Here is a 26,088-nt window from a genome sequence, read left to right on the forward strand (position 1 = left end):
AAGCAACTAAATAAACGTTTGTTAATGAAAAATAATCATATACAAATGCAACTTACTTCATTAAGATCTCAAATTAATCCACATTTTTTATTTAATTCTTTAAATGTTATATACGCATTAGCTTTAGATAAAAAAGATGAAACGCAAGACGCCATAATACAATTATCAGATATTTTAAGATATGTTATTTATGACTCTAGTTCAAAAAAAAATTCTTTACAAGATGAAATTACATTAATTAAAAACTATATAAACTTTAATAAATTAAGAACTCAAAACATTAAAAATGTAAAATTGCATATAAATGTAGAAGATAATAACTTTATGCTATATCCAATGTTGCTACTACCACTAGTAGAAAATAGCTTTAAACACAGTGTTACAAATAACACTAACAACTCATTTATTAACATACAACTTAAACAAAAAAAAGGAGTTTTTGAATTTTACATTGAAAATAATAAATCAACAAAAGAAGAGTCTATACCCAACAAATATTCTGGTATTGGCTTAAAAAACATTAAAGACAGCTTAAAGTTAATTTATCCAGAGGAACATAAGTTTATTATAACTGAAAATGAAAAAATTTTTAAAGTAAGCTTATCACTAACTACTTCTAAACCAGAAACTAATGAGTATTAAATGTTTAATTATTGATGACGAACCATCCTCACAACAAGTTTTAAAAAAGTATATAAACAATATAAATTTTTTGGAACTTATTAGCGTATGTAATAATGCAAACCAGGCAATAGAAGAGCTAAAAATTAACTCTAACATAGACTTATTATTTTTAGATATTAATATGCCATTAATATCTGGGTTAACTTTTTACAAATCATTACAAAACCCACCTAAAGTTATTTTTACAACAGCTTATTCTGATTATGCCATAGATGGTTTTGAGCTTAATGCCACAGATTACTTGCTAAAACCTTTTTCTTTTGATAGATTTTTAACTGCCGTTAACAAGCTAGATATTAAAAAAAACAAAATAGCAATTAATGATTTTATTATTATTAAATCTAACAAAGTATTACATAAAGTACTCCCTTACAATATTATTTTTATTGAAGCATCTGGAGACTATGTTAAAGTACATTTAGAAAAAGAATGCATTGTTACAAATATGACTTTCACAAATTTTATAGAGTCACTACCAACTAACTTATTTATAAGAACACATAAATCATATGCCATTAATTTAGACGTAATTAAAAGTATATCTGGCAACCAAATTATTACAGATAATCACAAAATACCCATAGGACAAAAATACAAGGCTAGTTTTTTTGAGTTTTTAGAAAAAACCTCTAAATCATCTGTTATCAGTTAGCTAAAAGTCTTCCTATATTACTAAAATTTAAAGTTAAAGTTAAGTCTATCTTTAATGTTAAAAACTAACATTTTTCAGTTTGTTGCTGCCACTACTTTTGCAGCCAATTAAATAACAAACTATAAAAAATGGAAACAAAATACAAGAATTACTTACGGGTAATAGCTTTATTTATTTTACTAGGAACCTCACTTAACTCCTATGCACAAGCAACAAATGCAACTATTAAGGGCTCTGTAAAAGATAATATTGGAGAACCTCTTATGGGCGCAGAAATTGTGATAAAAGATATTTCTACAGGCTTTATATCTGGTACATTAACAAATGAAAATGGCGATTTTAAATTTCAACAACTCCCATTAGGTGGGCCATATAAGGTTACGGCAAAATACCTAGGTTTTTCAGAATCTGTTAGAGAAGGCATTATGCTTAATTTAAGTGATGCAGTTACTATTAATTTTGAACTGCAAGAATCTTCTACAACATTAAATGAAGTTGTAGTATCATCTAACAGTTTATCTAAAAGAATTGAACAAATTGGTGCCTCTACTAAAATTGGCGCAACGCAAATTAAAAAACTTGCTACAGAAGGAAGAAACTTTACTGGCTTAACTAGTTTATCTCCACTGCAAGGTGGCGGTAGCTATAATTTAAGCGGACAAAGAGGGACATCTACCAATGTAACTATTGATGGTACTAATGCTAGAAACCAACTAACTGCTGGCGATATTGGTAGCGGACCATACACAATATCACAAGAAGCTATTAGAGAATTTGAAGTTTCTACTAATGATTATAATGTTACACAAGGTAGGCAAGCCGGAGGATCTATTTCTGCTGTAACCAAATCTGGTACTAATGAATTTAAAGGTAGCACTTTCTTTTACCACAGAGCAGATGGCCTACAAAGTAAATACAACATTCAAGGTCAAGAGCGTACTGCAGATTTTTACAATTCTCAGTATGGTGTTAGCTTAGGCGGACCTATAATTAAAGACAAGCTTCATTTTTTTGCTGTTTACGAAAGGCAAGATGCCGGAGAACCTAGGTATATTGCAGATATACAAAGCACAGATGACGAAAATAGATTAGGAATAACACAAGACAATTTAGACCGCTACTTAAGTATTGGTAGAAACTCTTATGGCTTGGGTGACCAACAACAAATTGGTCAGTTTGATCGTGAAACGGAAGCAAACAACCTTTTTATTCGTTTAGATTGGCAAATAAATGATAAGCACAGACTTACACTACGTAACTTATATAACAAATGGGACAATCCTTTTAGTGTTAGTGATAACTCTAGCATAGAATTAGCAGAAACATATTCAGATTTTGCATCTAAAGAAAATAGCACTATGCTTTCTTTACGCTCTATGTTTAGTCCTACTGTAACTAACGAGTTTAAGTTTCAGTACCAGCACGCAGAAAGAGCTTATACACCTAGCTCACAACTGCCATCATCTAATATACCAAGAGCAATAGTGCAAGTTACTTCCGTTTTACCAAACGGTAATAACAGTACTAAAAGTGTACAATTAGGTGGGCAACGTTATTCTCCAGAAACTAATGTAGAAAACCAAATACAGTTTACAAATACTACCTACATTAATACTGATAATGCAAACTTTACCTTTGGTACAGATAATATGATTACTTCTTTAGAGACATTACTTTCTAATGAGCAAAATGGTCGTTTTTATTTTGATTCTTTAGATGATTTTGAGAACTTAACTCCGTCTAGATATGCTAGAGAAGTACCTTTACAAGGTTTACCTATTGTTAAACAAACCGTTTTAGATTTATCTTTATTTGCTCAAGTAGATTTTGATATTACTCCAGATTTAAATTTAGTAGCTGGTGTACGTTGGGATGCAACAAAGTTTTTAGACGCAGCAGAATACAATCCGGTAGTAGACCAAGAACTAGGTATACGCACAGATGAAAAGTTAGATGATTACAATAACATACAGCCTAGATTTCAGCTTACATACAACTTAAAAGGAGAAAATAAAGATGTATTTAAATTAGGAGGAGGCGTTTTTTCTGCTCAACCTCACTACTACGCACAAGTAAACAACATTCAAAATAGTGGCACACTATTAGGCGCTATAGATGTTACGGGCAGCAATGTTCCTACGCCAGATTTTCCATCGTATAGAAACAACCCTAATACCGTACCTGGTGTACCTGCTGGTGTTACTCCTTTTTCTACAATAAATGCTGTGGGTAAAGATTTTGAAGTACCAACAACATACAAAGCTAACTTAAGCTATACTCACTTTTTTAGTAGCAAATACAGTCTTGGTTTTAATGCTTTGTTTAGTCATACCAAAAACAACTACACATACCAAGAAGCCAACTTAGTTAAAGAGCCTTATTTTGTTACAGAACAAGGTAGAGAGGTTTTTGTACCTGCAAATACAATTACAGAAAACGGATCTACAGACTGGAAAAACTCTAGAATATCTGACCAAGTTGGTAGAACTTTGGTAATGACTTCTGATGGTGTTTTAGACAACCTTGCTTTTGTATTAGAGGGATCTGCGCAAATTGGTAAAGATGGTTACGTAAACGCAAGTGTTACTTTTAACAGATCTAAAGACAACTCTTCTTACAACTGTTGTGTTGCTAATACCTCTACTTTTTTACCAGTATCTGGAGACCCTAGAGATTTAAATTATGGTTTTGCAGATAACCATTTTGATACTAAATTGGTTGTAAACGGTGCTACACCTACCTGGAAAGGTTTTACATTAGGTGCAAAAGTAATTGGCCAAGGAGGTACTAGATACACTTTTAAAGTAAACAGCAATACTAGTGCTAACGGCGACTTTAACTTAAGTAATGATGTTGCTTACATTTTTGACCCAAATGACCCAAGCACTCCTCAATCTATTATAGACAGCTATAACCAAATATTAAACGACCCAGAAACTCCAGATGGTTTTAAAGAATACCTTAAAGATAGTTATGGTAGTTTTGCTGAGCGTAATGGTGGAAAAAATCCTTTTTCTGCTGTAGTAGATTTAAGATTGCAAAAGCGTTTTGAAACTAAAAACAAAAAACAAGGATTAGAACTATCTATGGATATTTTCAACTTTGCCAATATGCTAAATAAAGATTGGGGACAGTCTCACAACTTTGGAAATAGAAATTTAATGAGAATAACTGGTTTTGATCAAACAAACCAAAACTATAATTATTCTGTACAAACTTCTAGCGGAACAGAACCTATAAACGGAACTCCTTGGAGATTACAATTAGGAGCTAGATATACTTTTAATTAAGAATTTTAATTTTTGTTTAATAGTGGAAGGGTTTGCTGATTAAACGAAGCAAACCCTTCATTTTAAAAAATGATATGAAAAAAATTATATACATACTAAGCCTTATAATTACTGCTCATATTTGCGAGGCTCAAGAAAAGCAAATTACAGAACATGTAATCTTAATTTCTGTAGATGGTTTTAGACCAGACTTTTATTTAGAAGAAAAATGGCCTGCTCCCAACCTAAAAAAAATGGTTAAAGAAGGGGTTTCTGCTAAAGGAGTTAGAGGTATTTTTCCTTCTGTAACATACCCATCGCACACTACATTAATTACGGGTGCTTACCCAAAAGAACACGGTATTTACTACAATAGTCCTTTTGAAGATAAAGGGCAAACTGGCCGTTGGTACTGGGAAAACAACCTTATAAAAACAAAAACACTGTGGACCGCTGTTAAAGAAGCTAACAAAACAAGCGCTAGCTTTCTTTGGCCTGTATCTGTAGGCGCAGATATAAACTATAACATACCAGAATACTGGTATTTAAAAGGAGATTACGGGAGTATTAAACCTATGCGCGATTTTGAAACTCCTAAAGGTTTTTTAGCTGAAATGGAAGAAGAAGTATTAGGAAAATTAAATAAGAATACATTTAATGGCAATTATTTAAACAGAGAAGATAGAATTGGAGAGATGGCTGCTTATACACTTGAAAAATATAAGCCAAACTTTATTTCTATTCATTTATTTGCTGTAGATCATTTTCAGCACGAGCAAGGCAGAGATGGCGAAAAAGTATACACTTCTATTGCAGCAGTAGATAGAGCCATTGGCAAAATTATGGAAGCCTCTAAAAGAGCAGGCATAGAAAATAAAACAACATTTATAATTACTGGTGACCACGGTTTTGTAGATATACATTCTGCATTAAACCCTAACATTTGGTTGGTAGAAGAAGGTTTAATGGAAGATAAAAAAGATAGAGGAAATTGGAAAGCTGCTTTTCATACATCCGGAGCTTCTGCTTTTTTAATGGTAAAGGATAAAAAAGACAAAAAAACTATTGAAAAAGTCCGCAACAAACTAAATAATTTACCTGATAATATTAAAAAATTATTTAGAGTGGTAAATAGAGAAGAGCTAGATAAAATTGGTGCAGACCCAAATGCTGTATTGGCTTTAGCTCCAATACCTGGCATTGCTATGTCTTCTAGAACTAATGGTAACATACTATCTCCTAGAAAAGGTGGTACACACGGTTTTTTTCCAGATTTTAAAGAAATAGAAACTGGTTTTGTTGCTTTTGGAGCAGGTATTAATAAAGGTAAAACTATAGAGAAAATGGGGCTAGAAGATGTGGCTCCTGTAATTAGCCAGTTACTTAAACTAAATTTTACCGCAAAAGACGGTATTCTTTACCCTGGAATTTTATCTAAAGTAAACTGATTATTTTTTAAAGCATTAGCAATAGTTTGACGGGTGGCCCCAATAAGGTCACCCTTATCTTTTTGGGTTAATAAACAATGTATATTATGTACTTTACCCTTAACATCTAAAACATCTATAGTATAAACTGTTTTTAAAAAATTTAACTTACCTATAATAGATCGCTCATTTACTTTACATAACTTTTTTTCTGCTAGGCACCATCTTTTGGTTAAGTAAGCAAAAAACCATTCGGCAGCTTCTGGGTTTTTCTTAACTTCATTTTTAAAAAAGTTTAAATCATAACACCTAACTTTTACATCAACTAAAGTTTTTGCAAATTCAGAAAACTGACCGTTTAAGTACTTTAAATTCCCAAAAAAGTCACCTGTATGCACAATATCATAAGCATACTCATCTCCTTTTTCAGAATACCCTCCTAACTTAACTGCTCCAAAAACAATTTCATAAATGTAATTTTCAACTATAGGCGGCTGATATATGTAAGTATTTTTATCGTAAACAATTTCTGTAACAAAATTTTTCAGCGTATCATCTCCAATTTCCTCTCTTAAAAATTCATATAACAAAAATTTTTTTTGACTTCTAAAATCTGGACGTAAAACCTGCATAAAATTCTATTTATTTTACTAAAAGTCAAATCTATTTTTTCTATGTTAGAAATCTATTATTTAAAGTTTAAGTTTATCTCACATTGTTAACTAAATGTAATGTATAACTGTTAAACTTGTCTTAATAGTGCTAATTGTAAGTTTCTAAAACTTTACACTACCAATATGACGATTATCAGCTTATATAAATAGTTTCTATATTATTTTTGAATAAAAAAAGTAAAGCGTTTAGTTATGAATTCTACAAATACAAAAAACAATACTGTAACTGCATTAATTACCAAGGCAATTTCTACTGCAATGCCTTATACTACATACAGAGAACTTATGCATAATTTGGTTACCAGCAACAAGTCTACCGGTGTTGTACAAACAGATGCTTTGGCAAATTATACTATGCTTAATGATAAGCGTATGAAGCGTTTAGAAAAAACCACTAAATTAACAGATGACACCATAACCAAAATTAAACAAAGTAGTACTAAAATTACCTGGCTTGTACTTACAGAAAGTTGGTGCGGAGATGCTGCACAATCTATGCCCATAATGCAAAAAATTGCAGAACAAAATTCTAATATTGATGTAAAAGTGATTTTAAGAGATGAAAATTTAGACCTTATGAATCATTTTTTATACAACAACACATTATCTATACCAAGGCTTATTGCTTTTAATGAAGAAACACAAAAAGTTATTGGAGATTGGGGTCCTAGACCAAGCACACTTACCAAAATTGTTGAAAATTTTAAAGCCAAAAACGGTAGCTTAACACCAGAATTTAAACAAGAATTACAAGTCTGGTACAATAAAGATAAAGGTTTAAATACTATTGAAGACCTACTACACTTACTTACCTTGAAATAGGTAAGTAATTGTTCCTTTTTGCTTTTCTTTAGAGGAATTGCTAAACTTAGATTGTAATGCATACTCTATGGCATTATCTACCAAACAACCATTACTGGTACCAGAACTTTTTTTATTAAATTCTGCATCTATTACATTACCTAAATTATCTACAATAATATTAATTACTACCTTACCTCCTTCTATACAAGTGTACGTTGGCGGTGGCAAGTCATAAGCACTTCGTTTTACTAAAGAAAAGGATATAGACGTTTTACGTTTTGCTAAGTTATGAGAAACCTCATCTTTTTTTGCGTCTTTTTCTCCTAATTTTTGCTTGGCCTCTTGGCGCTTTTTTGCTAATTCTTTTAAACTGGCTGCGTAGCCATTTTCAGAGCTTATTAATTTTGAATTTGGATCACTTTCTGCATCAGATTTTGCCTCTTCCATTAATTCTTCTAGCGTTTTTAAAGGCTCTGGATTACCATAAGTTGGTTTTGCCTTTTCATTATACGCCATATGGCTTTTTATTTCTTGCTGTTGGGTAGGTTGCTGTTCTTCTTTCTGCATCTCCTCTAACTCCTCATCTTCTTCTAGCATTGCTAGTTCTACCACATACTCTTCCTCTTCTTTTGCCCCTAAATGTATATTGTATAAGGACAATATAACAATAGACATAGAAAAGAATGTGATTAAAAATGATAAGTATCTACTATCTTTAAACATATAACTTATAACCTTGTTTTTATAAAAATATTTTATTCTTAATCAAAAAAGGTGTTTTATTACTACTCTTTAGGTTTTGGCATACCCAATACTGTGGTATGAAAATCTGCAGGAGTTATTGCATTATCTACGTTAAAATTACCTATTTTGGTTCTTCTTAGGGCAGACAAATATGCGCCACTTTGCAATGCTTTACCAAAATCGTTAGCTAATGAGCGTATGTAAGTTCCTTTACTACACACTACCCTAAATTCTATTTCTGGTAAATTTATTTTTGTAATTTCAAACTCAGTAATTTCTATTTCTCTAGATTTTACTTCTACTGCTTGCCCTTCTCTAGCGTACTCGTACAAGCGTTTACCATCTTTTTTTAATGCCGAAAAAACTGGTGGTACCTGCTGTATTTTTCCAATAAAATTAGTAGTCGCGGCGTGTATTTGCTCTTCAGTTATATGTTCTGTTGGGTACGTCTCTTCTACTGTGGTTTCCATATCATAAGACGGTGTGGTTGCCCCAATAGTTATGGTTCCTGTGTATTCTTTTATTTGGCCTTGTAGTGTAGGTATTTTTTTTGTGAATTTACCTGTACAAATAATTAATAATCCTGTAGCTAAAGGATCTAAAGTACCTGCGTGGCCAATTTTAATTTTCTTTAAATCAAATTTTCTGCGAATACCCCATTTTAAAGCGTTTACTGCCTGAAAAGATGACCAAGTTAGTGGTTTATCTATTAATAATATCTGTCCTTCTAAAAATTCTTCTTTGCTTGTCACGCTACAAAAAAATTAAATTATTATTAGCGGGTGTACAAAGTAGTGAATTGCCAATATTGCCAACCCAACAACAATACGGTAGTAACCAAACATTTTAAAACCGTGTTTGCTTAAATAACCTATAAATGTTTTAATAGCTAATAAGGCAACCAAAAAACCTACCACATTACCAATAATTAATAAGTTAATTTGCTCTCCTGTTAACGTATACCCTAGCTTGTAAAAGTCGTAACTCTTTTTTAAAGTTGCACCTAACATTGTAGGTACTGCTAAAAAAAAACTAAACTCTGCTGCCACGGTTCTAGATAGTTTTTGAGACATACCACCAACAATACTTGCACCACTTCTGCTAACACCAGGTATCATAGCCAAGCACTGAAAGAAACCAATTTTTAATGCTGTTAAATAAGTAATTTCTTTTTCTTCTGAGTCCGCAAACCAATGGTCTACACGTAATAAAATTACACCACCTATTACTAAGGATATTGCTACCGTAAGTGGGTTTTCTAATAAAGAGTCTATAACGTCACTTAACAACAAGCCTAAAACAACAGCAGGTATAAATGCTACCAATAGTTTTAAATAAAAATCTACACTCTGAAAAAAGCGCTTAAAGTAAAGCACAACCACAGAGAGTATAGTACCTAATTGTATAACTATGGTAAATAATTTTGTAAATTCTTCTTGAGCTATGCCAAAAAAGGAAGACACTATAATCATATGCCCTGTAGATGATACTGGTAAATACTCCGTTATACCTTCTACAATTGCTAAAATAATTGCTTGTAATATGTCCAAAATTTAGTTTTTCTTCTTGTGCGGATTTAACAAAATGGCATACACCTCTATACCTAAACCTATTAGCACCAAAGTTGGCGCAAGGCGAATTCTTCTAAAATTATATATTTCAGGATTAAAAACATTAGGATCATCACTACCACCTCCACTCATTAATACAAAACCAAGTGTAAGAAAAGCAAGACCAATAGCCATAAAAATGTAATTCTTTTTCTGAAAAATAAATTCCTTTTTTGTACTTTCCCCTGTGGTGGTGTTATTTTTTTTCATTTTGTAAAAAATTTAATCCTTGCATAATTTTTAACAGTGCAAATCTAATAATATAAATCGTCTGTCCTAAGATTTAAGAAACGTTGTGTGGCTAAAAATGTACTTATAAACGAAATTAATACGCCTAAAACAAAAATTGCAGCAAATAACAGCCCTAAAGTTGTTGGATCTTCAAACAAAGTAAGTTCAGGAAAAAAATCGTTTACGTAATAAATAGTTACAGCCAAACCTATCATTGCAATAAAGGCTCCTAACATACCTAATTTTATATTTGTCCATAAAAAAGGTCTGCGTATAAAACGCTTTGTTGCACCAACCATTTGCATTGTTTTAATAATAAAACGTTTAGAGTATATAGATAAGCGTATAGAACTGTTAATTAACAAAAATGCAATAAATGCAAATATGCCACTAGCTACCAAAATCCATAAACTAATTTTTTTTACATTATCATTTAATAAAGATATCAGAGGCTTGTCATAACTTACTTCTTCTACATAATCTTTTGCTTGTATATTTTCTGCTATTTCTTCAATTTGCGTTGGCGATACAAAGTCTGCTTTTAATTGTACATCAATAGAGTTTTTTAAAGGATTATACCCTAAAAACTCTATAAAATTTTCTCCAATAGCTTCTGTATGCTGTTCTGCGGCTTCTTCTTTTGACACAAAAATGGCCTGCTTAGTATAGTCTGCCATAGCTAAACTTTTTTGCAATTGGTCTATTTCTACTTGTTTTGCATCGTCTTTTAAAAATACAGACACTGTTATCTGTTCTTTAAAATGATCTGCCATTTTTTTTGTATTTAACACCAACAAACCAAGCGCTCCTAGCAAAAATAAAACTAGAGCAATACTAAGTACTACAGAAAAATAAGAGGAAATTAATTTCCTTTTTTGGTAACGTTCAAAAGATTTACTCATAACTTATAACAATACGTAAAAATAGTAAAGTAATTTGTAATAATACATTTTAAAGGTGTTTGTAATTAGTAATCTACAAAAAACAAGAATAAGCTTATTACAAATTAACATTTTTTGGCATAGTAGTTGTAAAATCCTACAAAACAAAAAACATATAATTATGAAAAAAATTATCTTTTTACTTTTAACCGCTCTTTTTGTTTATAGCAATAATGCCATTGCCCAAAAATTAAATTATGGCGCAAAAGCTGGTTTAAATGTTTCTAATTTGTATGGCAATAACCAAGACAAAAATAGCCTTGTTACTTTTCACGCTGGCTTATTTACACAAATTGAAATTTCAGAAAAGCTAGATATTCAGCCAGAGCTACTGTACTCCAGACAAGGTGCAGATATTAAAAATGTGTACAAGGCAAAATTAGACTACATAGCCGTACCTGTATTACTAAAGTATAATGTTTTACCTAAATTGTTTTTACAAGCTGGTCCGCAAGTTTCTTTTTTAGTATCCGATAAAGCAATTTTTTATGATGACAATATTGGTACTTTAGATACAGATGCTAAAAGTGTAGATTTTGGTTTTAATACCGGGTTTGGACTCCATTTAGCTGATGGTATTTTTACTGAAGCCAGGTATAATTTTGGCATTAGTACAGTTGCAGAAAACCCAGATATTAAAAACGGCGTTCTACAAATATCATTAGGCTATATCTTTTAAAAAAGACCATTAAACACCTTGCATTGCAGGGTGTTTAAGTTTTTACACACTAGTAAAAGCAATAGTAGGCTGTTTGGCTTGTAATTCTTAAATTTGCCCCATTCTAAATAGCAGAAGACAAGCATATGAACTACGATTTTAAAGAAATTGAAGCCAAGTGGCAAAAATATTGGGCAGAAAACCAAACTTTTAAAGCAGAAAATAATTCTGACAAAGAAAAATTTTATGTTTTAGATATGTTCCCTTACCCTTCTGGTGCGGGGTTACACGTTGGCCACCCACTTGGGTATATTGCAAGTGATATTTATGCGCGCTACAAAAGACACCAAGGATACAATGTTTTACACCCAATGGGGTACGATTCTTTTGGCTTACCTGCAGAACAATATGCTATACAAACGGGGCAACACCCTGCTATTACTACTAAAACAAATATTAGTAGATATAGAGAACAACTAGATAAAATTGGTTTTTCTTTTGACTGGAGTCGTGAAGTACGCACCTCTAATCCTGATTATTACAAATGGACACAGTGGATATTTATTCAGTTATTTAATTCTTGGTATAATAATAACTCTAATAAGGCTGAAGATATTTCTACCTTAATTCAGATTTTTGAAAAAGAAGGAAACGCAACCGTAAATGCTGTTTCTGATGATGAAATTAGTGTTTTTACTGCAGATGATTGGAAAGGATACGACACTAAAAAGCAACAAGAAATTTTATTACAATACAGACTAACATACTTAGCAGAAACCGAAGTAAACTGGTGTCCTGCTTTAGGAACTGTATTAGCTAATGACGAGATTATAAACGGAGTATCAGAACGTGGCGGACATCCTGTTATTCGTAAAAAAATGACGCAGTGGAGTATGCGTATTTCTGCTTACGCACAACGTTTATTAGATGATTTAAATACCATAGACTGGCCACAACCTTTAAAAGACTCACAAACCAACTGGATTGGAAGAAGTCAAGGTGCTTCTGTTACTTTTAATGTCCTTGCGAGCGAAGCGAAGCAATCTCATCAAATAGACGTTTTTACAACAAGACCAGATACTATTTTTGGTGTTAGTTTTATGACTCTTGCTCCAGAACATGAGCTAGTAGCAACCATTACTACTCCAGAACAAAAAGCAGAGGTAGATGCCTACATACAAGCCACTGCAAAACGTAGTGAGCGCGAGCGTATGGCAGATGTAAAAACTATTTCTGGTGCATTTACTGGTGCTTACGCAGAGCACCCTTTTACAAAAAAACCTATTCCTATTTGGATTGGCGACTACGTATTAGCTGGCTACGGTACCGGAGCAGTTATGGCAGTACCTTGTGGTGACCAGCGCGACTATGATTTTGCTAAACATTTTAATATTGATATCCCTAATGTTTTTGAAGGTGTAGATATTTCTGAAGAAGCTTATGTAGATAAAGAAAAAACCATCATTGCAAACTCAGACTTTTTAAACGGGTTACCGTACAAAAAAGCAATGAAACTAGCCATTTACGAGCTAGAAAAAATAGGTCACGGTAAAGGTAAAATTAATTACCGCCTGCGCGATGCTGTTTTTAGCAGACAACGTTACTGGGGAGAACCTTTTCCTGTGTATTATGTAGATGGTATGCCACAAATGATAGATGCCAAACATTTACCTATTACATTACCAGAGGTAGAAAAATACTTACCAACCGAAACTGGCGAACCACCACTAGGTAATGCTAACGTTTGGGCTTGGTGTACCAAAGAAAATAAAGTTGTAGACAATAGTGAAATAAACAACGAGACTGTATTTCCGTTAGAGTTAAACACAATGCCAGGTTGGGCAGGTAGTAGTTTTTACTTTAACCGTTATATGGATCCTAATAATACAGATGCCATATTTTCTGATGATGCAATTAACTACTGGCAAGATGTAGATTTATACATTGGTGGTAGTGAGCACGCAACCGGACACTTATTATATGCACGTTTTTGGCAGAAATTTTTGTTTGATAAAGGTGTAGTTCCTAAAAATGAGTTTGCTAAAAAACTGATTAACCAAGGAATGATTACAGGTACAAGTGCTTTTGTGTATGAAGCTCTTCACAATGATAAAAGTTTACAAATTTATGAGTCAGCAGGGTTATTTGACGGTCCAAACTACCTACATACCGAGCATCCTAAATATAATGAACATTTAAAAATTTTAAATAGCAAAGGAATTTCTGAAAATGAACTTTCTGAAGTTTCTTTTAGATTAATACACGCAGATGTTTCTTTTGTAAATGCTTCTGATGAATTAGATATTGAAGCTTTTAAAAACTGGAGACCAGAATACAAAGACGCTATTTTTATTACTGAAGAGGATGGCACTTTTAAAGTTAAGCGTGAGGTAGAAAAAATGTCTAAATCTAAATACAATGTGGTTAGTCCAGATAGTATTTGCGAAGAATATGGTGCAGATAGCTTGCGTTTGTACGAGATGTTTTTAGGCCCACTAGAGCAATCTAAACCTTGGAACACTGCTGGTATTACAGGTACACACGGGTTCTTAAAAAAATTATGGCGTTTATATTTAGATGATAATGGCGCTAAATTTACAGATGCTGCACCAACTAAAGACAATTTAAAAACATTACACAAAACCATTAAAAAGGTTGCAGAAGATATAGAGAACTTTTCTTTTAACACATCGGTCTCTACTTTTATGATATGTGTAAACGAGTTGTCTAGTCAAAAATGCACTAGCAAAGAAATTTTAGAAGCCTTAGCCATTTTAGTTTCTCCGTATGCACCACATATAGCAGAAGAGTTATGGCAGCAATTAGGACACAACACCTCAATTGCCACAGCTCCTTTTCCTAAGTTTGATGCATCGCACCTTGTAGAAAGTAGTAAAGAATATCCTGTTTCTTTTAATGGTAAAATGAGATTTAAACTAGAGTTACCATTAGATATGTCTAAAGATGAAATTGAAGCCACTGTAATGGCACATGAAAAAACTATAGCTCAATTACAAGGTCGCGAACCTAAAAAAGTAATTATAGTTCCAGGAAAAATTATAAACATTGTAGGGTAAAAATTAAAATAAAGCACTTTATTTACCATACACCCCTATTTTTTATAGGGGTGTTTTTATTAAAAGTAATTATTTTAACCTTACACCCCTTAATTTTATCGATTAATTAGAAATACTTTTAATAATTAATTTAATTTAGCACCAAAATCTAAAATAGTTAATTATGATTGTTGGTATTCCTCAAGAAATTAAAAACAATGAAAGCCGTGTTGGTATGACGCCTGCAGGGGTTTTTGAATTGGTAAAAAACAAACACACCGTTTACGTACAGTCTGGAGCTGGCCTAGGCAGTGGTTTTAGCAATAACGACTACCAACAAGCTGGTGCTGCAATTTTAGATACTATTGCTCAAGTGTATGCAATGAGTGATATGATTGTTAAGGTAAAAGAACCTATAGAAGAAGAATACGACCTTATAAGAGAAGGACAAATTTTATTTACATATTTTCATTTTGCATCTAGTGAAGCGCTAACTAAAGCAATGATTAAGCAAAAAGCCATATGTATTGCTTACGAAACTGTTGAAGACAATGACGGCACTTTGCCACTACTAACTCCAATGTCTGAAGTTGCAGGAAGAATGGCAATACAACAAGGCGCTAAATACTTAGAAAAACCAGTTAAAGGTAGAGGTGTACTTTTAGGTGGCGTACCTGGTGTTGCTCCTGGCAAAGTTTTAGTATTAGGTGCTGGTGTAGTTGGCGTACAAGCTGCTAAAATGGCAGCTGGTTTAGGCGCACACGTCACCATACTAGATGTAAACATGAAACGCTTACGTTATGTTAATGATGTAATGCCACCACATGTTACCACAGAGTTTTCTAACGAGTTTAATATTAGAAAACACATAAAAACACATGATTTAATTATTGGCGGTGTGCTTTTAAAAGGAGCTAAAGCTCCAAACCTTATTACCAGAGATATGCTTAAAGAAATGAAACCTGGTACTGTAATAGTAGATGTTGCTGTAGACCAAGGCGGCTGTGTAGAAACTACCAAACCAACTACCCATGAAGACCCAATTTACATTATAGATGATGTTGTACATTACTCTGTTGCTAATATGCCAGGTGCTGTACCTTATACCTCTACAATGGCATTAACCAATGTAACACTGCCATACACTTTAAAATTAGCCAACTTAGGTTGGCAAGCAGCTTGCGAACAAGACGCTTCTTTGCAAAAAGGGCTAAACATTGTATCAGGTAAAATAGTTTATAGTGAAATTCTTGAAGCTTTTGGCTGGGAAGAAGCATTAGCATAAATACAAACAACTGTCAGTAAAATAAACCTCGCTTAATTTGGCGAGGTTTTTGCTTTTAAATTGTTATATTTATTATTTAAAAACACAAACTATGTATACTTATTATATAATTATTGGTGCAGTTGCTTTAGTTAGCTGGATTGTTAGCAACAGACTTAAAAGCAAATTTAAAAAGTACTCTAAGGTACAATTGCGTAACGGAATGAGTGGCGCAGAAATTGCAGAAAAAATGTTGGCAGACAACGGTATTAGAGATGTAAAAGTAATTTCTACTCCTGGTATGCTAACAGACCATTACAACCCAGTAAACAAAACCGTTAACCTTAGTGAAGGTGTTTACAGTCAGCGTAATGCTGCTGCAGCAGCAGTTGCCGCTCACGAATGCGGACACGCCGTACAACACGCTACAGCATACCAATGGTTAACAATGCGCTCTAAGCTAGTTCCTGTTGTTAGCGCAACATCTAGTATGTCTCAATGGGTAGTTTATGGAGGCGTTGTTTTAATGGCTGTTACTGGAGTAGCCGGTGGCATTGGTTTTTGGGTTGCCGTAGCCGGACTTTTAATGATGGGCTTTGCTACACTATTTAGTTTTATTACACTACCTGTGGAATATGATGCTAGTAACCGCGCATTAGCATGGTTAAAAAACAAAAATATGCTTAGCCAAGAAGAATATGCTGGCGCAGAAGATGCATTAAAATGGGCTGCAAGAACATACCTTGTTGCTGCTTTAGGTGCATTAGCATCTTTAGTATACTGGGCTTACCAAGTATTTGGAAGAGATTAATTATTATAAAAACATACACAAAGTAAAAAGGGTGTCTATTTAAAGACACCCTTTTTTATTGGACACAATGCTGTTCTAAAAATTCCCCCAAACCGTTAGAACCAACTGAAGTTAGCGTTGTACATTATGCCCAATTATATTTTACTAAATGTTTACATTAAGATATAGTGATATTCTATTTTTTACCTCAACCTTACCGTTATTTAAATCTTGATCTATTGGCAACATTGTAGTTACCCCTAACGAGTATGTTTTGTAACTAGCCTCTACACTTAGCTTACCAAATAAAACATCACCTCCTGTATTTAATACAGATAAGCCATAAGACTCATCTTCATCATAATTTTCTCCACTAACACCCAATGCAGGCGTTAATGCAAAATCAGGAGATAAATAATATGTTTTATAAGTATTTATACCATAATTTAATTGGTTACCAAACTGATAATCTTCACTGTTTTTTGTTTTAAACGTATAGTTTACCATTGCAGACATTCCCCAATTGTTATGCGTAAGTCCGTAATTAACTGCAGTAACATAATCCCAACTACCTGTTCCTAACTGAAAACTAGTGTTTACACTACCTGTATTATTAGCCCTGTTAAAACTACCTGTTGGCATTTTTACTCCGCCACCAACTTGTAAAGAGTGCTGTGGACCAACAACCATAATACTATCTTGCTTTGCTAAAATTTTATAAAACCCCAACAATGTAATATCTCCCAAACCATTAATATTTTGAGAAGATTTGTTTGCAAACTCTCTATTATGAAAATGATAAGGAACTATGGCATTCACTAAAAAATGCTTTCCTACAGGCACTCTACCCCAAGCTTGCAATGTATTAAAGTTTTCATCTATCCAAGGTGAATTATTAAATATACCATCTCTAGACCTATAACTTTGAGATATGTAACGCACACCTGCAAAATTGGTATCTAAACCAGTACCAAAACCCATACTACCACCATTACCACTACAGCCACAAGTATCGCAAAAGTCATCAAAAACATAATGCTTTACTGCTGTTGCTGTTTGCAAACTATCTGTTGGCTCAGTTTTATGTATTGCAAATACATTGCACACAACCAATAGACATGCTATTATTATTAAATTTTTCATATTCTATTTTTCTGAAAATCGTTCGTCCGTTAAAAAAGTATCATCTGTAAGGGTGTTTAAAAAGGCAATAATTGCCACCCTTTCCTCTGCTGTTGTAGCAATACCCAACCTCTCACCACTACGCAATAAAGGATCTAAGGTTTGTGAGTCTACAACTCCACTATTATAAAAATCAAGTACCGCCTCTAAAGTTCCAAATCTACCATCATGCATATACGGTGCAGTAACCGCAATATTTCTAAGGCTTGGTACTTTAAACTTATAATTATCCTCTACAAAACCAGTTACTACACTCCTACCTAAATCATTAAGCTTGGTGTTGGGTTGCAACCCATTGTTTCTAAAACTACCATCAGAAAATAGCGCTGTAGCGTGACAACTAGCACATTTTTGCTCAAAAAGAGCTAAACCCTGTTGTTCCACTTCGGTTAACTGAACTTCTTTATTTATGTACTTATCATACTTAGCATCTGCAGAAATCATTGTTAGCATAAACTGCGATAATGCTAACAAAAAGTTTTCAGAATTCACTTCTCCATCTTCAAAAGCCTCAGCAAACAATTTTTTGTAACCAGATTTGTTCTTCAGTTTTTCTATAACATTTTCTAGCGTTTCATCCATTTCTACCTCTGTTGTAATAGGAATTACAGGAAAAAGATCTAAATGGCCCGTTGCACCATCCCAAGCAAAATTTTCTAAAAAAGCCATATTTTGTACAGGAGGCGTATTTCTTGTCCCTTCTAAATCGTTTACGCCATGGCTAAATGTATGTCCGTGATGCGTAAATGCATATTTTTGTTCATGACAAGTACCACATGAAACTGTACCTGTAGAAGACACTGCACCTTCATAAAACAATTTACGTCCAAGCTCAATTCCGTTTTTTGTTAACGGATTATGAGCTAAATTATAAGTTACTTCAGGGAAATGTGCAGGCACCTCTAACTCTACCGGAATATTAGTATACCCATCATCATTGCTCTGGCAACCTATAACTGCCAACAAAACCAAAAAGAAACTAATTTTTTTCATTATTACTAATAAAAAATAGGCGCCACAGGCCCAGCTAAAACCAAAACTAAAACCAGGCCCGTAACACGCTATTACTATTTAGTGACTGCTGTTACCAGCTTCGTTGTTGTGTACATGATCTATTTTAAATGCTAACGGTACATTAGTTGCTACTTTTACTGCACCTTCGCCACCCATAATTGCGTTTTCATATGTCTCTAAACTTACCGCCTCTGTTGCAGTTAATAGTGCATTTGCATCTGTAATAATATGCACTTCTGGAGCCATATTTTCATTTACAATAATTGCAGAAGATGCAGGAACATCTATAGTAGTTTCTGTGTAATTTGTAACCTCATCACTAGCTCTACCTAAGTGTACCCAGTACTGCTCATCTGTAGTTGTGTTAGATGTATAAGTACCTTCAAAATTTATATACTTGTAACCTGCTGCCCAAGACCATGTCATGTCATACTCGCCAGCAGCATCCCAAAAGTCACCTGCTCCGCTTAATCCCTGGTCGTACTTTTCTTTATCTACACCAATACCAAATTTAACGGCTGTATATGTGCCAGCAGGCACATTTTCTAAAACTACTTTTGTATTATCTGCCAACTCATCATTAGAATCTTCGCTAATAATAAAATAGCTACTTTCTTTTGGGTATGCATATTCCATACCGTCTTCATCTATCAAAACTATATTACTTACAATGTAATTTAAACGTGATACGGTTAACGCCTCACCATTTGCATTAGCAGTATTAGCGTTTCCTATTATTAAATCGTTTCCTGCAAAGCCATTATCAAATTCAAGTGTTACTTGTCCTGGATTTACATTATCCATTTCTCCATCATCATCAGAAGAACAAGATGCTAATGCTAGTAAACTAAAACTTACCACTATCGATTTTAAAAAATTTGATTTCATTATATTTTTTTTACTGTTTCTTAATTCTATTTTGTGTGTTTGTATTATGCGTTTAGGTAAAAAAAATCAAACCATTAAGCCATAAACACCTCTTAGCAAAGAGTGTTTATATTGATTTTTTTTATTAAACAAACTTGAATATTGTTAAGTTATGGGTTGATAAAAAACAACACAGAGATATTATGACTTTACATAGACTGAAAAATCATATTCACATTAAACTTAACTAATAAAACTTAAGAAATAGGAGGACGTAAAAGACTAAAAACCGAATTAAAATGATAGTTACTCTCTGCAGAAAGTATTTTGTGTTTTTTTTGTGATAGAAGTTGTGTGTTTACAAAAACATCTTGATTATTTTGATGAAACAACAACTGAAATTCTGATTTTACAACACCTTGCTCATTGTGCTCCTCTTGAGTAGATTTCTCTATAGATTTCATTAGTGCACACTTACCATTACACTCTAACTCTGGCTTGTCTTGATTTATACACAACACTTTAGAGATATAATCATAATTAACCACATACTCCATAAACGGGAATATTGGCTTTATACAAATAATAATTGCAATTATGAGTAAGGTCTGTTTCACGCCGCAAATTTAGCATTAAAAAAAAATAAAACCAGAACAATTGTCATAAATAGCTACAATTATATTTGTATTTGCCTATCTATTTGCTGGTCTAATGAAATAAAAGTTTCTGTTCTAGAAACACCCTGTATTTGTTGTATCTCTTTATTTAATACGTGCATAAGATGCTCATTATCTTTACATAACACCTTTATAAGTATAGACCAATTACCCGTTGTATAATGACACTCTAATACTTCTGGTATTTTCTCTAATTCTTTAACAGCTTTTGGGTTACTCATTGCTTTATCTAGAAATATACCAATGTAGGCCATTGTAGTGTAACCTAAAACTTTAGGGTTTATAACAAACTTAGAACCAGACATTAGGCCTGATGTTTCTAACTTACGTAAACGTTGATGGATAGCAGCGCCAGAAATTCCTATTTTACGAGCAATTTCTAAAATGGGCTTACGAGCATCTTGCATAAGATACCTTATAATTTTTTTGTCTATGCCGTCAATTTTTATTCTATCGTTATCAAATTTCATAAGTCTAGTTATAAATTAACTGTAAAGATACCAATATAGCTTTAAATACTAACTATTCATTATTACAGAATTATAGCCCTTGTACTCTGTATTATACTCTTTAAAAACAATGCCAAAATCTTCTAATTCTTTTAAAATTGGAGCATACACCTCTTTAGTTATAGGTATTTGTACACCGTAAGTTTTTATTTTGTTATTTAAAATTAATAATGCGGCCATAGCAACAGGTAAACCAACGGTTTTTGCCATAGCCGTATGCGTTTGGTTTTTACCTAAGGCAACCATATTAGAATCTATTTGCTTGTTTTCTCCGTTAAGACTGTAACCAAATTTATGGTACATAACAATCATATCTTTATCGTCCTTATCTAGTGTCCAGCTTTGTTCTAAAATTTGCTGTAGTATTTGTGCTGGCGTCCCATTTTTAAGTGTTATAAATTTAGTATCATCAAAAAGGTGTAGTTCTAACAACTTACCCCACATTACATCATCCTGATCTATTTTTAAGTAATGACGTAGCTTAAGCTCTACAGAATCTGTTGGCGAATAGGGTAAAAATAAATTTGTAAATGCCCTGTAACTCATATTCTCAGAGTTTTCTATCGTATAGCTATCATCTGTCATCCCAAGTTCTACAAACATATTCCACGCTTTAGAAAAACCAACTCTACGCATTGTGCCCCTATATAGCGTAAGCACATCTTGCAAGCCATACGCTTCTCTATATTTTAAAGAGTCTCTATTGGCATACCCTTCAAACCTACCAAAACCCTCTACATTAAAAAACTCTGTTCTTCTAAATAGTTTATTATAAGGTATGTATTTGTAAGTACCTTCTTGTATAAATTTTGCGGCACCACCTTGCCCAGCAACCACCACGTTTCTTGGGTTCCAGGTAAATTTATAGTTCCATAAGTTAGTATCACTCTCTGGCGCAACCAAACCACCAGTAAAAGACTCAAACAGCAACATTTTGCCACCCTTTTCTCTAATAGTATCTATTACCTGCATAGCACTCATATGATCTATTCCGGGGTCTAAGCCAATCTCATTCATAAAAACAAGCTTGTTGTCTTTTACCTGTTTATTTAAACCAAGTAACTCATCACTAACATAAGATGCTGTAACCAAATGCTTTTTAAAATTAACACAATCTTTAGCTACTTGTATATGTAAACTTGCTGGCAACATAGATATTACTAAGGTGGCCATTTGCACCAATTTTTGCCTTTCTTCTATATTAAAAATATCTAAACCAACTACGCTACAAGCCGGGTGATTTGCTATATGTGGCGCTATATTTTGTGGTTGTAAATCTGCAATAGTAATATGTAAGTTTTCTGCTGCAGCTTTTTCTAGTAAATAATCTAATAAATAAGCGGTAGATTTTCCGGCACCTAATACAAGTATTTGTCTTAACATATGTTTTATTACTTTTGGTTGTGATACTGATACAATGATCAGTTTTGTTACATTTATAAATTTACAAACGTTTTTTGTTATGAACAAAACAATTTTAAGTGCTGGAGTATTTTTTGGCTTTACTGCAGTAATTTTTGGAGCCTTTGGTGCACACGGATTAGAGAATTTGGTAGATGCCAAAGCAATAGCATCATACAAAACAGGGACGCAATACCAAATGTACCACGCACTTTTATTGTTGGTTTTAGGTGTACTACCAAAACTTACTGCAAAGCATAAAAAGCAAATTTTTTACGTTTTGGTTACAGGTATTTTTCTGTTTAGTTTTTCTATATATATTTTAAGTATTGATACAATTTTAGGATTTAATGCAAAATCTATAGCACTTGCAACTCCAATTGGTGGATTATTTTTAATAATTGGATGGTTTTTATTGGGTTATCGTATTTTTAAACATTTTAACTAAACATTTGACAATTAAACTACATAACTGCAAATTTTTTTTAGCTTTGCATTAACAAAAAAACTAAAACTATGAGCACTTATAGTCCAGACACGAAAACGATTTCGTTGGAGGAATATGGTATTACAAGCACTGACATTAATTATCAATTATCTCCGTCAGAATTGCACAAAATAACTTTAGATAAAGGTATGGGAAAAGAGGCTTCTTCTGGAGCTTTGGCAATAAATACTGGCGAATTTACTGGTAGATCTCCTAAAGACAGATTTATTGTAAAGGATGACATAACTGCTGATAAAGTTTGGTGGGGAGATATTAACATTCCTTTTGCGCCAGATAAATTTGATGCACTTTATAATAAAGTGATTGATTATCTAAACGAAAAAGAACTTTATGTAAGAGATGCTTACGCATGCGCTGATAAAGATTACAAGTTAAACATTAGGGTTATTAATGAATTTCCTTGGTCTAATATGTTTGCATACAACATGTTTTTAAGACCAACTACAGAGGAGTTAAAAAACTTTGACCCAGAATGGACCGTTGTAAACGCTCCTGGTTTTATGGCAGACCCTGCTGTAGATGGTACACGCCAACACAATTTTGCAATTTTAAATTTTACTAAAAAAGTTGCTTTAATTGGTGGTACTGGTTACACAGGTGAAATTAAAAAAGGTATTTTTTCTGCTTTAAACTTTATTTTACCTGTTTACAAAGACACATTGCCTATGCACTGTTCTGCTAATGTTGGTAAAGACGGTGACACTGCTATTTTCTTTGGCTTATCTGGCACAGGAAAAACTACCCTGTCTGCAGATCCTAACAGAAAATTAATTGGTGATGATGAACACGGTTGGACTAATGAAAACTCGGTTTTTAATTTTGAAGGTGGTTGTTACGCTAAAGTAATTAACTTATCTGCAGAAAACGAACCAGAAATATTTGGTGCCATTAAAAAAGGTGCTATTTTAGAAAATATTGTAATGGATGATAAGGGCGCTGTAGATTTTGCAGATACCTCTATTACTCAAAATACAAGAGTAAGTTACCCTATTTACAATATAGAAAACATACAAGAACCATCTATAGGTAAAAACCCTAAAAATATATTTTTTTTAACAGCAGATGCTTTTGGTGTACTGCCTCCAATATCTAAGCTAACACCTGCACAAGCTGCTTACCACTTTATATCTGGTTACACTGCTAAAGTTGCTGGTACAGAAGCTGGTGTTGTAGAGCCTGTACCTTCTTTTTCTGCTTGTTTTGGCGCTCCTTTTATGCCATTACACCCAACTAAATACGCAGAAATGCTAAGTGCAAAAATGCAAGAAGCTGGCGTAAATGTTTGGTTGGTAAATACTGGCTGGACTGGTGGTCCTTACGGTATTGGTACACGTATGAAATTAAAGTACACACGTGCTATGATTAATGCTGTATTAAATGGCGACTTAGGTTTATACTCTTATGATAAATACCACATACACTCTGTATTTGGTGTTGCACAACCAAGAGAGTGTCCTGGTGTACCTACAGAAGTACTTAGCCCAAGAACAACTTGGAATAACGATGAAGAGTACTACAAAACTGCTTTTAAATTATCTAACGCGTTCCGCGAAAACTTTAAAAAGTTTGAGTCTTACGCTAATGAAGAAATTAGAAGAGGTGGCCCGCAACGCTACGCCTTTTAAGTATAATACTGTACCTGGTACAGTTTAATAATTTTAATTACAAAATCCAGAGGAGCTAGCTTCTCTGGATTTTTTTATTAAATTTAAGAGTAATAATAGACCACTGAAAACGCAATAAAAAATAAATATGGGGTTTGGAGCAGGACACATTCAGGATATGAATAATCGGATGAGACAAAACCGTGCACAACGCCCATCTAAAAGGGGGAAATTTAAAGATGATAATCGTAAAACTATCTACTCTAAAGAAGCAAAATCTTATGACCTAAGCTTTAAAACGTTACCTAAAAAGGAAATGTATAAATTAAAACTTAAGATTCGTAACCGTGCTAAGGCAGAACAAAAAAGAGACCGAATTATTCTTTGGGTTTTATTTATTATTGGTCTAGTTTTATTAATTAGATGTATCAAATTTTTAATCTAAAACTACCTACAACAAAACATTTGGAGACAACATTCCAAAAAAAAGTCTAAAAAGCAGCAATTTACAAACTAACTCACTTCTTTTCTTTGGGGTTATACATTACAACAACCTGAATAATAATTGCTAAAAAAACAAGCATATAAATTTCTATTTGTGTAAATAGCTCTACCGAATCTACTGCTCGTTTACTAATAGACATTTGCCTGCTACCCTCATTTAATTGTATTTTAGATAAATCATTAAGGTTAGTTTTTAAACTATTTATAGCGCTACTTACTTTAGATGTACTGTTATAACTAGAGTTTATAAACTTAGTTTCTGCATTTTGCAACACTTTAACGTTACTTTTAAAATCGTTAAATACGGTTGCTTCCTTTGGAGTTAATTTGGTTTTTTCAAATTTAGAAATTAACGACTGTAAATTATCGTTTACTTTTAAATTACGGTTTTCATAAAAAGTACTATCCAACGTTTTAACCGCAACCTCTTTTTCTTGTACCAACTTTAACTTTTCAAAAATTAAATCGTTGGCTATTAATCTGTCTTCATAAATGGTTACTACAGAGTCTCTAACCCGCACAAAATTGTTTTTATCAATTAAGTTTGTCATTATTATTAAAACAAAAATCAATAAAATCCCTAGAATCCATTTAAACTTGGCATAAAATCCCATAATAGTTATTATTTGCTGTGTAAACTCTAAGTGGTGGGTGTGTTAAGTTTATCTTACTAAATAAATATACTAAAAAAATTAATATATAAACACGCAAATTAGACTTGTATAATTTATTTATTAAAAGTACTTGCACTAAAATGTAAAAGCTGCATATAATAAAACAAAGTATTACATAGTAACTTATTATAAAAAGTAATTTTTGCCTAAATATTTAGCAATATTAGTAGCAACAAAAAGACTCCCAAAAAAACGATAAAAAAGGTATTTAGTATAAATTATAAATGTTTTTTTTATTTTAAATGCTAATTTCAATTTTTGACAAACAGTTTTAACTCATTAATATGAATACAAAAAAGCTATTAATTATTTCTTTTCTATTCTCTTTAATTGGCGGTATAGTA

Annotated in this window: 25 protein-coding genes; 12 read left to right on the top strand and 13 right to left on the bottom strand. The window is 32.8% G+C overall.

What is annotated here, in order from left to right:
* Nucleotides 1-24 precede the first annotated feature (24 nt).
* From PBN93_RS04455 to PBN93_RS04470, 4 genes are all read left to right on the top strand, one after another.
* On the top strand, nt 25-642 hold the full coding sequence (locus PBN93_RS04455; protein ID WP_171974502.1) for a sensor histidine kinase: 618 nt from the start codon (nt 25-27) through the stop codon (nt 640-642).
* On the top strand, nt 632-1,336 hold the full coding sequence (locus tag PBN93_RS04460) for a LytR/AlgR family response regulator transcription factor (protein WP_077404030.1): 705 nt from the start codon (nt 632-634) through the stop codon (nt 1,334-1,336). The genes PBN93_RS04455 and PBN93_RS04460 overlap by 11 nt, the downstream gene beginning before the upstream one ends.
* 128 nt (nt 1,337-1,464) lie before the next feature.
* Complete coding sequence (locus tag PBN93_RS04465) at nt 1,465-4,626, top strand: TonB-dependent receptor (RefSeq protein WP_077404027.1); 3,162 nt, start codon at nt 1,465-1,467, stop codon at nt 4,624-4,626.
* 74 nt (nt 4,627-4,700) lie between these two features.
* Nucleotides 4,701-6,053 carry an alkaline phosphatase family protein gene (locus tag PBN93_RS04470; RefSeq protein ID WP_271081547.1) on the top strand — a complete coding sequence of 451 codons (1,353 nt, stop codon included), beginning with the start codon at nt 4,701-4,703 and terminating at the stop codon, nt 6,051-6,053.
* Here the strand turns inward: PBN93_RS04470 and PBN93_RS04475 are convergent.
* On the bottom strand, nt 6,023-6,664 hold the full coding sequence (locus tag PBN93_RS04475) for a Crp/Fnr family transcriptional regulator (RefSeq protein ID WP_077404021.1): 642 nt from the start codon (nt 6,662-6,664) through the stop codon (nt 6,023-6,025). The genes PBN93_RS04470 and PBN93_RS04475 overlap by 31 nt on opposite strands.
* A 234-nt stretch (nt 6,665-6,898) precedes the next feature.
* Between PBN93_RS04475 and PBN93_RS04480 the strand changes: the two genes are divergently transcribed.
* Nucleotides 6,899-7,528 carry a thioredoxin family protein gene (locus PBN93_RS04480; RefSeq protein ID WP_271081548.1) on the top strand — a complete coding sequence of 210 codons (630 nt, stop codon included), beginning with the start codon at nt 6,899-6,901 and terminating at the stop codon, nt 7,526-7,528.
* Here PBN93_RS04480 and PBN93_RS04485 read toward each other — a convergent pair.
* The 5 genes from PBN93_RS04485 to PBN93_RS04505 all read right to left on the bottom strand — a co-directional run bounded on the left by PBN93_RS04485 (nt 7,511) and on the right by PBN93_RS04505 (nt 10,997).
* Nucleotides 7,511-8,233: a hypothetical protein gene (locus PBN93_RS04485; RefSeq protein WP_271081549.1), complete on the bottom strand. Its 723-nt coding sequence runs from the start codon at nt 8,231-8,233 to the stop codon at nt 7,511-7,513. The two genes, PBN93_RS04480 and PBN93_RS04485, sit on opposite strands and share 18 nt — an antisense overlap.
* 62 nt (nt 8,234-8,295) lie before the next feature.
* Nucleotides 8,296-9,006: a tRNA pseudouridine(55) synthase TruB gene (truB, locus tag PBN93_RS04490; RefSeq protein WP_271081550.1), complete on the bottom strand. Its 711-nt coding sequence runs from the start codon at nt 9,004-9,006 to the stop codon at nt 8,296-8,298.
* Between the two features lie 12 nt (nt 9,007-9,018).
* Nucleotides 9,019-9,804: an undecaprenyl-diphosphate phosphatase gene (locus PBN93_RS04495; RefSeq protein ID WP_013620481.1), complete on the bottom strand. Its 786-nt coding sequence runs from the start codon at nt 9,802-9,804 to the stop codon at nt 9,019-9,021.
* A 3-nt stretch (nt 9,805-9,807) separates the two neighbouring features.
* Complete coding sequence (locus PBN93_RS04500; protein ID WP_271081551.1) at nt 9,808-10,074, bottom strand: DUF3098 domain-containing protein; 267 nt, start codon at nt 10,072-10,074, stop codon at nt 9,808-9,810.
* Between the two features lie 44 nt (nt 10,075-10,118).
* The gene (locus tag PBN93_RS04505) at nt 10,119-10,997 is read right to left on the bottom strand and encodes a cell division protein FtsX (protein ID WP_271081552.1); all 879 of its coding nucleotides are present in this window, start codon (nt 10,995-10,997) and stop codon (nt 10,119-10,121) included.
* A 160-nt stretch (nt 10,998-11,157) separates the two neighbouring features.
* On the opposite strand from PBN93_RS04505, the gene PBN93_RS04510 reads away from it, so the two are divergent.
* The 4 genes from PBN93_RS04510 (at nt 11,158) to PBN93_RS04525 (ending at nt 16,825) form a co-directional block, all read left to right on the top strand.
* Complete coding sequence (locus tag PBN93_RS04510; protein WP_271081553.1) at nt 11,158-11,715, top strand: porin family protein; 558 nt, start codon at nt 11,158-11,160, stop codon at nt 11,713-11,715.
* 125 nt (nt 11,716-11,840) lie between these two features.
* The gene (locus PBN93_RS04515) at nt 11,841-14,771 is read left to right on the top strand and encodes a leucine--tRNA ligase (protein WP_271081554.1); all 2,931 of its coding nucleotides are present in this window, start codon (nt 11,841-11,843) and stop codon (nt 14,769-14,771) included.
* Between the two features lie 163 nt (nt 14,772-14,934).
* Nucleotides 14,935-16,035, top strand: coding sequence for an alanine dehydrogenase (gene ald / locus PBN93_RS04520; RefSeq protein ID WP_271081555.1), 1,101 nt, complete (start codon nt 14,935-14,937; stop codon nt 16,033-16,035).
* A 91-nt stretch (nt 16,036-16,126) separates the two neighbouring features.
* Complete coding sequence (locus PBN93_RS04525) at nt 16,127-16,825, top strand: zinc metallopeptidase (RefSeq protein ID WP_077403994.1); 699 nt, start codon at nt 16,127-16,129, stop codon at nt 16,823-16,825.
* Nucleotides 16,826-16,969: 144 nt separating this feature from the next.
* On the opposite strand, the gene PBN93_RS04530 is transcribed toward PBN93_RS04525, so the two are convergent.
* The 6 genes from PBN93_RS04530 to PBN93_RS04555 form a co-directional block, all read right to left on the bottom strand.
* Nucleotides 16,970-17,947, bottom strand: a complete 978-nt coding sequence (locus tag PBN93_RS04530; protein WP_271081556.1) for a transporter family protein — start codon at nt 17,945-17,947, stop codon at nt 16,970-16,972.
* A 3-nt stretch (nt 17,948-17,950) separates the two neighbouring features.
* Nucleotides 17,951-18,979 carry a cytochrome-c peroxidase gene (locus tag PBN93_RS04535; RefSeq protein ID WP_271081557.1) on the bottom strand — a complete coding sequence of 343 codons (1,029 nt, stop codon included), beginning with the start codon at nt 18,977-18,979 and terminating at the stop codon, nt 17,951-17,953.
* A 78-nt stretch (nt 18,980-19,057) separates the two neighbouring features.
* Nucleotides 19,058-19,888 carry an MbnP family protein gene (locus PBN93_RS04540; protein ID WP_271081558.1) on the bottom strand — a complete coding sequence of 277 codons (831 nt, stop codon included), beginning with the start codon at nt 19,886-19,888 and terminating at the stop codon, nt 19,058-19,060.
* A gap of 236 nt (nt 19,889-20,124) precedes the next feature.
* Nucleotides 20,125-20,484 (bottom strand): hypothetical protein, encoded by a 360-nt coding sequence (locus PBN93_RS04545; RefSeq protein WP_271081559.1) that lies wholly within the window; start codon nt 20,482-20,484, stop codon nt 20,125-20,127.
* Nucleotides 20,485-20,543: 59 nt separating this feature from the next.
* A complete protein-coding gene (locus PBN93_RS04550) occupies nt 20,544-21,014 on the bottom strand; it encodes an Lrp/AsnC ligand binding domain-containing protein (RefSeq protein WP_077403982.1) in 471 nt (156 codons plus the stop codon).
* Nucleotides 21,015-21,062: 48 nt separating this feature from the next.
* Nucleotides 21,063-22,436 (bottom strand): saccharopine dehydrogenase family protein, encoded by a 1,374-nt coding sequence (locus PBN93_RS04555; protein ID WP_077403979.1) that lies wholly within the window; start codon nt 22,434-22,436, stop codon nt 21,063-21,065.
* A gap of 79 nt (nt 22,437-22,515) precedes the next feature.
* Between PBN93_RS04555 and PBN93_RS04560 the strand changes: the two genes are divergently transcribed.
* The 3 genes from PBN93_RS04560 (at nt 22,516) to PBN93_RS04570 (ending at nt 25,011) form a co-directional block, all read left to right on the top strand.
* Nucleotides 22,516-22,902, top strand: coding sequence for a DUF423 domain-containing protein (locus PBN93_RS04560; RefSeq protein WP_077403976.1), 387 nt, complete (start codon nt 22,516-22,518; stop codon nt 22,900-22,902).
* A 68-nt stretch (nt 22,903-22,970) separates the two neighbouring features.
* Nucleotides 22,971-24,587 (top strand): phosphoenolpyruvate carboxykinase (ATP), encoded by a 1,617-nt coding sequence (gene pckA / locus PBN93_RS04565; protein ID WP_271081560.1) that lies wholly within the window; start codon nt 22,971-22,973, stop codon nt 24,585-24,587.
* A gap of 127 nt (nt 24,588-24,714) precedes the next feature.
* Complete coding sequence (locus tag PBN93_RS04570; RefSeq protein ID WP_271081561.1) at nt 24,715-25,011, top strand: hypothetical protein; 297 nt, start codon at nt 24,715-24,717, stop codon at nt 25,009-25,011.
* A 73-nt stretch (nt 25,012-25,084) separates the two neighbouring features.
* Here the strand turns inward: PBN93_RS04570 and PBN93_RS04575 are convergent, their stop codons facing one another.
* Nucleotides 25,085-25,621, bottom strand: coding sequence for an MCP four helix bundle domain-containing protein (locus PBN93_RS04575; protein ID WP_408612208.1), 537 nt, complete (start codon nt 25,619-25,621; stop codon nt 25,085-25,087).
* Between the last annotated feature and the right edge of the window lie 467 nt (nt 25,622-26,088).

The sequence above is a fragment of the Cellulophaga omnivescoria genome, assembly GCF_027915275.1.
Lineage (GTDB): Bacteria > Bacteroidota > Bacteroidia > Flavobacteriales > Flavobacteriaceae > Cellulophaga > Cellulophaga omnivescoria.